Raw genomic sequence first — 8904 nt, forward strand, 5'->3', positions numbered from 1 at the left:
CTCTTTTATATGTTTATTTGATTCGTTTCTCTTTATTTCAGTAATTTCCGGCTCATCATATGAAATAATATCGATTATATGGTTCAAACAAGGAATTTGATAGTGAATGAACTGCTCTTCAGGAAATATACATTCAGCAATTGTTCCTGCTTTAACAAAATCTAAATATCTTGATTTCGAGTAAATCTTAAAAATTTCACCCTCTGAAATTTCATAATCATCCATCACAGTAAACGATTCATTAATAATAGAGTAAGCAACATACGCTTCAAAATCCAATTGCAGAATTGATAGATTTTCATCAACATCAATGGAGGATGCTTCTAATTCAACCTCATTTGTGACTTTTACGAGGCTTTTAGTTTCGTTAACTTTACATCTATCAATAAGCACCCTCAGTGAATTATCTTCTGGTTCGAACAATTTGTTTAAATATATACATCCTTTAAATTTCATCAAATCATGAAAATCCATTGCCTTACCTCCAGCTTAAACATATAACAAAAACAGCGGAAAATCACTTTACACTACTACTCAGCGAAGGTTTCCTCCACACTTTCTGTCCCTTTTGCAACATAACTCATATCTCCAACTGACTCGACTGTATATGTTCCATCTTGATATACAATCTTCGTCACACTAGCATTTTCCACTCCAAGTTTTGTTTTACTACTGTCTAACATTTCTATTAATGTAGTAATCAAAAGCCCATGAACGACAACTAAAACGTTACCGCCACCATTTGTAGCAGCTTCTTCACTAATTTTATCTATCTCTACTTTTATACGAGTAGAAAATAATTCCCAATCTTCCGCCTGTTTTGTAGGATCTGCTGCTCTAATAAGATCAATAACTTCTTGAATAGAAAACTTCATTAGTTCTTCTGGCGATGTAACACCCGCAGCTTTTCCAACCACATCCCACATATTTTCAAGTTTTTCACCTTCAAAAATACCGAAATTTAATTCTCGTAAATTTTTCCTTTGCTCAAGTTTCAATTTTGATTGCTCACTATATTTTAATACTAAATTAGCAGTTTCAATCGCTCGGCCGCTATCACTACTATACGCACTTGTAAAATGAATATCTTTTAATCCCGTTCCTAAATTAGTGGCAACTTCCACACCTTTTTCTACTAATGGAGAGTCTGCCCAACCTTGCGCGCGATGATTCGTATTTAATATTGTTTTACCGTGTCTTGTAACATATAACGTAACGACATTGCTATCTGTTTCTCGATTCTTCATTCTTTTTTCTCTCCCTTTACATTTCTATCTCAATATTAACACCACAATTATTCATTGAGCAAAATATATGTAAGTAGCTTCGCTTAATAAAAAACGCTACCTTTCTGTATATCCATACAAAAAGATAGCATCTTTTATGATTATATTTCTTAACCGATACTCCTACTCAGCAAAAGCACTCGAATATTGTACAACTCCTTCTACACTTTCAAGAGCATTTTCTGTTAATTCTATTACCATAAACACTTCTTCAGGCACTTCAAATGGTGCTTTTATATTCCACTCACTTGCTTTTTTAAAACCAAATTTCGGATAGTACTCTGGATGTCCTAATACTACAACTGATCCGTATCCAAGTTCTTTCGCTTTTTCTAAAGCATAAGCGATAAGTTTACCGCCAATTCCTTTTTTCTGATGGCCCGTAGCAACTGAAACCGGTGCAAGTGCTAATGATTCTACAGAAGTTCCATCCTGTTCTATCGTAATTTTGGATAACATAATGTGACCAACGATTTCCTCATGTACTGCAACAATTGATAATTCAGGAACAAATGCTTCACATTCTCTAATACGTTTTACAAGTTCATGTTCTGTTTTATCACTAAATTCTTCATGTAAAAATGCTTGTTGTACCACTTCTTCTGTTTTTCTATAATCGTTTTGTTGCTCTTGTCTAATCGTTACCATTCTATATTATCCTCTATTCTTTCTTATTTCTTTTTGGATTTTACGAAGCGCTTTTTTCGATCCGCGCTCTATATCATGTTGCATTTTTCTTTCTTTATAATCGACAAATAGTGTATTTAAATCGTATCCCTCTGGATATAATTCCTTTGCTGCTACCTTTAACGTAATACGTTTTACATTTACTTCAACGAATTCACCGTTATAATATACAACGACGTTATAGAAGTTATCTATTTCCTTATAGATAATACCAAAATCATCATGATCTAATAAATTTACACGATCGCCGATTTTGTAATCATAATGATTTTCTCTTTTCTCTTGCACGAATTTCGGTTTTCTAATTTTACTTTCATTCACTTTTTCTAGAGCGTATTCTTTATTTCCCATATACTCTTTCGCTCTTTTCAGTACATGTTCTCTTACGTTCATTTTATTCGCAATCCAAAGTGCATTACTTTCACCTGATTTACCGATCACTAATTTATAAAGTGGTTCTAGTGTCTCACTATTAAATTGCATTGCTGCGTTCATAAAATCATCGTGCATTTCTGAGAATCGTTTAATTTCACCATAATGCGTACTTGCAACTGTAATACATCCTGCAAGATAAAACTCCTCTAAAATAGAAATTGCAAGTGCTGCCCCTTCATTCGGTTCAGTCCCACTTCCTATTTCATCAAATAGTAGCAACGTATTATTATTTGACATCCTCATAATCTCAGATAAATTTTTCATATGCGATGAAAATGTACTTAGTGCGTTTTCGATACTTTGATTATCACCAATATCTACAAATACATTTTCAAAAATAGCAATTTCGGTTTCTTTATCTCCAGCAATATGCAAGCCTGACATTGTCGCTAAAGTTAACAATCCAATTGTTTTTAGTACAATTGTTTTCCCGCCCGCATTTGGTCCTGTAATAATTAAACTGCGGTAGTTTTGACCGATTTCAAAGTGTAACGGTACTACTTTTCCACTTAAAAGCGGATGCTTACAATTTACTAAATGAATGTATCCATGATCATTTAATTTCGGTTCTATCCCATCGATCGATTTACTAAACTTCGCTTTCGCAAATACCATATCATATTGACTAATCAATTCCATATTAATTTTTATATGATAAATGTTTTCTACTACCATCCCTGATAAAGTCGCTAAAATTTGATATTCTTCCATCGCTTCTTCTGCTTTCAAACTTGCGAGTTCCGCATTTAACTTTGTAACCGTATGCGGTTCTATAAATACAGTAGAGCCTTTAGCAGACGCTTCAACTATACTTCCCGCAACTTGATTTTTATAAGAAGATTTAATTGGAATCGTATATCTATCATCTTTCTTACTAATAAAGAATTCTTGAATATACTTCTTATTCGCACTACTATTTAAAAACTTCGTTAAACGCTCTTTTATTTTTCCATCTACAGAATCGATATTATTTCGAATTCGTTTTAACTCTTTACTCGCAGCTGCATCAATACTATTGCCTTTAATGGAAAAGTTAATTTCCTCTTCAATACTTTTATATTCAGTCATTGAATTTGCATAAGAAGCTAATACTGGCGCAAAAAATTCTTTATCCAACATAAAGTTTTTAATCTTTCTACAACCACGTAAAAAGTCTGAAACACTTACTAACTCTTCAGGATCTAAAATCATCCCTTTTTCTAATTTTTGAATTGTACTTGCGATATTTGAGATGCCGAAGAAAGGAACATGCCCTTCTGCATCTACTATAGCTCGCGCTTCTGTCGTTTCATTCAAACGATTTTTCACTACTTTTATACTCGTACTCGGCTCTAATTTATTTAATAATTCCTTACCTAATCCACTTACACAATATGATTTCACTATTTCCTTTAATTCGTTATATTGTAACTTTTCAAAAGTCATCGTATTCATTTTGTTTCTCCTCACTATGATTGATTTCTATCATAAATGAAGATACCTACTCATTAGATTCCAATGAGCCCTACATAATTCAATTACCATTTTTATACATTAAAAATATATACAAAAAAGCTGCGGGGATACCGCAGCTTTTACATTTACAAGGCATGTGTAATAACATATGAGTAAATAAGCCATAAAAAACATATGGCAATCCCCTGATTACACGCTTTATAAAGTATTGTAGGTATCTTCATAGGTATCGAAATAAATCCATGACAAAATTAGGGGTATGATATACATAAAAATCCCCTGTTCTTATCCGATTTATTTCATTAAATTTTTCCTATTTAGTACCTACCGCACTCACAAAAAGCACCTCTCATTAATTTATATTATAGTCATTGAAATCTAATTTACTGAAATCATCATACTATATGTTTTGTGAGAAGTAAAGGTGTCAGACTATTTTCTTACAGACTGTAAAGCTTTCATATAATCAACATTTTTCTCAAGTGTCTTTTTCGCCTCTTCAGCCGTTACTATATAATCTACCGCAATATGTTGTAATACTCCCTTATTAGCATTTGGCAACTGAATTGTAATATCATCCACACTACTCTTACTATTTTCAATCATTTTATTAAATTCCTGAATACTTCTCGCAAGCTCCGCTAACATTTCCATATGTGCACGGTTGTTTACATCTAAAAAAATATTACTTCTGAAAACCGCCGTAACATAATGTTTTGGATGCTTCTTCACTATTTTTTTCTCTGCATCCTTACCGAAAACAGTGTCCCCTGTTTGCATTTTCTCAAAAGTAAGTATAGTATTAGTCCCTTTTTCTTCATAATATATATTGAATCTTTCCCGTAAATCATTCGCTTCTTTTTTTATTTTATAGTTATCATTATTTACCTTTGGAGAGGTGCGTCCATCGAAATACATTTGAAATTGTAAATATGGTTCATCTACTTGCTGTACATAAGCTATTCGTGTATCTGGTCCTAATAAATCCTTACCTTGACTAGGTATTTCAATTCGATCTAGTTTTACAGAAATACCATGCTTCGATTTCGTATAACTTTGTGCTTTTTGTTCAATTTCTTCATCCGATATATCACATGATGTTAATAGTAATAAACTAAACATTATGCTACATTTCATTATTGTTCTTTTCATATTGCCTCTCCTTTTGCTACTACTGCCTATACAGAAATGTCCTTATCGATATTAAATTACGATTTTTATAAGAACTTCTTCTATTAATCGCAGGTGTAATAACACCCATCAATTATCATTTTACACTAATAGTGTAATTTTACACTATATTTATTTTATCGTAAAGCAAATATCACATCTATTAAAATCATACTAATATTTATTAGTTCTATAGCAATCACAGAAAGTTTTTTATTGTCTCCAACTTTAAAGTAACCACTTTAATTCCGCTGCAAAAGATTTAAATTAGCACCTCCGCTATTGCGAATGTCATTTACTTTCCCTATTACATTTAATAATTATGACAAGCAATCAAAGGAGGTTACTATATGAGCGAACAATATATTATTTTACAAGGGCCTGCCCTTGAACCAGGTTTAATTGGTCCCACACTACCACCAATTCCACCATTTACATTTCCGACCGGACCTACTGGAATCACAGGACCTACCGGTGCGACAGGTTTTACTGGAATTGGAATAACTGGTCCCACTGGGGTTACAGGGCCTACCGGAATTGGAATAACTGGTCCTACTGGGGTTACAGGGCCTACCGGAATTGGAACAACTGGTCCTACTGGGGTTACAGGGCCTACCGGAATTGGAATAACTGGTCCTACTGGGGTTACAGGACCTACCGGAATTGGAATAACTGGTCCTACTGGAGCAACCGGTTTAGGGATACTCCCCGTATTTGGAACAATAACTTCTGAAATAGGTATCGGTTTTTCAGCAGTAGTTAATACAAATGTTAACTTTACCATTCCAGGACCTGTTAGTGGAACTACTCTAAATCCAGTAGACAACTCCATTACAATTAATACCACTGGTGTATACGCTGTATCCTTTTCAATCGTATTTGCGATACAAGCTATTTCATCTAGCATATTAAATCTTACAATAAACGATTCAATTCAATTCGCAATTGAATCACGAGTTGGTGGTGGTTCTGGGGTAAGAGCTACATCGGCCAGAACTGATTTATTACCTTTAACCCAAGGAGACGTTCTTCGAGTACGAATAAGAGAAGCCACGGGTGATATTATTTATTCCAACGCATCTCTCGTTGTTTTAAAAGTCGACTAATCCATTTATGAAAATAAAAATTTAGGAATGATAACAATATAAAAAGAAGAGGAAGACTTATATTTCAGTCTTCCTCTTCTTTTTTATCACCAATTCACCGCTGAACATATATGGAAACTGATCCTCCACTTACATGGAACTGCCCCCATCCGTCCTTATTAATTGTTACAGTATTTGTTTGATTACCCGTCATATCGTACCATACTTCCCCTGCGTTATTCTTTCCAACTTCCATCCACTTTGATCCTCCTGGCCCATCTGAGATTAATGTTGCTAGACCAGAATCCGCATGTACACCATCACCTTCTCTTGTCCATCCAATTACATCTGGATGGTCTAAATAATCACGCTGCGTACCATATGCAAAGTTTTTTCGTGCCGTCAAAATCGGATCAATTTTATCTTTTAACGCTGGAATTTCATAACTACTATTTCCGTTTGTCCCATAGTAATCACCATAGAAAACTGAAGGATAGCCCTCTGCACGAGTTAAAATAAATGCATATGCCAACGGTTTAAACCACTGACTTACTACAGATTCCAATGATTGTCCAGGCTGAGAATCATGATTCTCAACGAGAGTCACTGCAAGTGCAGGATGATTTTGCATTACTGTTCCATTTAAAATATTTCTCATATCATAATTCCCATTTCCTTTTGAAGCATAATGAAAATTGTAATGCAGTGGTGCATCAAATACAGATTGATTATAATTGACTTTCGCTAAATAATTATTTAAAGTCTGGATATCATTTTGCCAATATTCAGCCACCGTAAACATTTCTTTTCCTGTTTGCTGTCTGACATGATTTACCCAATCGCGTAAATATTCATGATCAATATGCTTAACAGCATCTAAACGAAAGCCATCTAAATTTAATTCATTCGCATACCACGTTCCCCAATTTTTCATCTCATTCGCAACATCTGGATGATCAAAATCAAGATCTGCATACATCAAATAATCATAATTTCCATTTTCGCTAGAAACTTCCCAGTCCCATGCTTTACCTATCCCCCTAAATTTATAAATTCGATTTAATTTCCTTCCTTCATCCCAATCCGTTCCGTCAAAATGATACCATTTCCATTTAAAATTAGAATAAGCATCTCCACGCCCTGAAAAGTTAAACCCTGTCCATGCATTAATTTCATAATCACCTGATACTTCAATATTTCGATTGTTACGGTCTACCTCAACAGCTGTTACAGTTTCAGTATAATCTGCTCCACCTTTATGATTCATAACTACATCGCCATATACATCGATGTTTTGCTTATGTAAAGCTTCAATTGCAGATTTCAACTGTGCTTTTGTCCCATATTTTGTCCGCACCGTTCCTTTTTGATTGAATTCTCCTAAATCATATAAATCATACGCTCCATATCCTACGTCATTTTGCGTAGTTCCTTTATATGCAGGCGGTATCCAGACAGATGTAATTCCTTTCTGAGCTAAATTTCCAGCATCCGAATGCAAACGATTCCAATGATTCCCATCATTCGGAGCATACCACTCAAAATACTGCATTAACGTTCCATTGTTAACCGTATCTGCATATACTTTACTCCCCCCATATATACTAGGTAAAAACAAAACAACCAACAAGCCGACTACTATTATTCTTTTCAACATATTTACACCATCTCCTTTCAAGAAAACGTTTGCATAGTTTATCGAAATTATTATAATATTCGTTCTACAATTAGTAAAGTAGCAATCTCTCACTCTCCCACATTATTTTTTAGTCTAACTTCACATATTCAACAAATACTTCAAAGTAGTTTTCATTTCACATCTTATTCAAGATTGTTTACAATTTATCTATAAAAGCATGACGGAGGGATTTCTATGACCGACTTTCAAAAACAATTTTTTTCAAGATTACATATAAAAGAAAAAGACAAAGTTTCATTTGAAGATTTACCTAACATTATGTACGCGATGGCACAAACTGTCCCCTTTGAAAACTTAAATATACTCGAAAACAACTTTACAGAAATATCAAAAGAAAATCTAAAAGAAAAAATTTTAGTAAACAACCGTGGCGGTCTTTGTTATGAACTCAATCCTACTATGTATTACTTCCTTAAAGACGCTGGATTTGATGTTCATCTCGTTTCAGGCACAGTGTACAATGCTGCAAATTCTATATGGGCTGTTGATTCTGGTCATATCGCAACCGTTTTAACACACCATAATGAACTTTATTTAATTGAAGTAGGATTCGGATCATACTTACCTCTTGCACCTGTCCCTTTCTTAGGTAAAGTCATTCACTCCGTCACAGGAGATTATCGTATTCGTAAAGAATTGACCGAAAAGGGAAACTATATTTTAGAGATGCGTAAAAACAATGAGTTTTTGGATCAATCTTCTGCTGATGATTGGACATTAGGCTATGCATTTTATTTGGAAGAAGTCACTGAAGAAAAAGCAAATGCAGCACAAAAAATTATCGTTGAACATGAAGGCTCACCATTTAATAAAGTACCTCTTATTGTAAAACTAACTGAAGATGGGCATGCATCTTTAACAAAGGATAGTCTGACAATAGCGAAAAACGGTAAAAAAACGAAAGAAAACCTTACAGATGGGCAATATAAAAATCTTTTACATTCAAAATTCGGAATTACATTATAATTTTTTAAGCCTTGCCATTTTAGCAAGGCTTTTCAATTTTCAGCAGGGATTTTTTGCAATTTGTTGTATTTCATAGTTATATAGGAATATAACTACATGTTTTAGAAAGGAAATGATTATG

8 protein-coding genes are annotated in these 8904 nt (G+C 33.9%); 2 read left to right on the top strand and 6 right to left on the bottom strand.

The genetic code is table 11. The features are described 5' to 3' along the window. The 5 genes from KI369_RS26005 to KI369_RS26025 all read right to left on the bottom strand — a co-directional run. Positions 1-474: hypothetical protein (locus KI369_RS26005; protein ID WP_212958319.1), on the bottom strand; the 474-nt coding region annotated here is incomplete at its 3' end. A gap of 56 nt (positions 475-530) precedes the next feature. Further along, complete coding sequence (locus tag KI369_RS26010) at positions 531-1247, bottom strand: histidine phosphatase family protein (RefSeq protein WP_212958321.1); 717 nt, start codon at positions 1245-1247, stop codon at positions 531-533. A 162-nt stretch (positions 1248-1409) separates the two neighbouring features. Continuing rightward, positions 1410-1934: a GNAT family N-acetyltransferase gene (locus tag KI369_RS26015; protein WP_212958323.1), complete on the bottom strand. Its 525-nt coding sequence runs from the start codon at positions 1932-1934 to the stop codon at positions 1410-1412. 6 nt (positions 1935-1940) lie between these two features. Continuing rightward, positions 1941-3842, bottom strand: a complete 1902-nt coding sequence (locus tag KI369_RS26020) for an endonuclease MutS2 (protein ID WP_212958325.1) — start codon at positions 3840-3842, stop codon at positions 1941-1943. Between the two features lie 453 nt (positions 3843-4295). Continuing rightward, positions 4296-5015: a hypothetical protein gene (locus KI369_RS26025; RefSeq protein ID WP_212958327.1), complete on the bottom strand. Its 720-nt coding sequence runs from the start codon at positions 5013-5015 to the stop codon at positions 4296-4298. Between the two features lie 368 nt (positions 5016-5383). Between KI369_RS26025 and KI369_RS26030 the strand changes: the two genes are divergently transcribed. Then, positions 5384-6139: an exosporium leader peptide-containing protein gene (locus KI369_RS26030; RefSeq protein WP_212958329.1), complete on the top strand. Its 756-nt coding sequence runs from the start codon at positions 5384-5386 to the stop codon at positions 6137-6139. A 94-nt stretch (positions 6140-6233) separates the two neighbouring features. Here KI369_RS26030 and amyS read toward each other — a convergent pair whose 3' ends face one another. Continuing rightward, positions 6234-7775, bottom strand: coding sequence for an alpha-amylase (gene amyS / locus KI369_RS26035; protein ID WP_212958331.1), 1542 nt, complete (start codon positions 7773-7775; stop codon positions 6234-6236). Positions 7776-7991: 216 nt separating this feature from the next. On the opposite strand from amyS, the gene KI369_RS26040 reads away from it, so the two are divergent. Beyond that, positions 7992-8783: an arylamine N-acetyltransferase family protein gene (locus tag KI369_RS26040; protein WP_212958332.1), complete on the top strand. Its 792-nt coding sequence runs from the start codon at positions 7992-7994 to the stop codon at positions 8781-8783. Positions 8784-8904 lie beyond the last annotated feature (121 nt).

It is taken from the genome of Bacillus sanguinis, assembly GCF_018332475.1.
Lineage (GTDB): Bacteria > Bacillota > Bacilli > Bacillales > Bacillaceae_G > Bacillus_A > Bacillus_A sanguinis.

Excerpts from the sequence above, each read along its gene's own strand:
- KI369_RS26040 (WP_212958332.1), top strand. The coding sequence starts at position 7,992 with ATGACCGACTTTCAAAAACAATTTTTTTCAAGATTACATATAAAAGAA.
- amyS (WP_212958331.1), bottom strand. The coding sequence starts at position 7,775 with ATGTTGAAAAGAATAATAGTAGTCGGCTTGTTGGTTGTTTTGTTTTTA.
- KI369_RS26015 (WP_212958323.1), bottom strand. The coding sequence starts at position 1,934 with ATGGTAACGATTAGACAAGAGCAACAAAACGATTATAGAAAAACAGAA.
- KI369_RS26030 (WP_212958329.1), top strand. The coding sequence starts at position 5,384 with ATGAGCGAACAATATATTATTTTACAAGGGCCTGCCCTTGAACCAGGT.
- KI369_RS26010 (WP_212958321.1), bottom strand. The coding sequence starts at position 1,247 with ATGAAGAATCGAGAAACAGATAGCAATGTCGTTACGTTATATGTTACA.
- KI369_RS26020 (WP_212958325.1), bottom strand. The coding sequence starts at position 3,842 with ATGAATACGATGACTTTTGAAAAGTTACAATATAACGAATTAAAGGAA.
- KI369_RS26025 (WP_212958327.1), bottom strand. The coding sequence starts at position 5,015 with ATGAAAAGAACAATAATGAAATGTAGCATAATGTTTAGTTTATTACTA.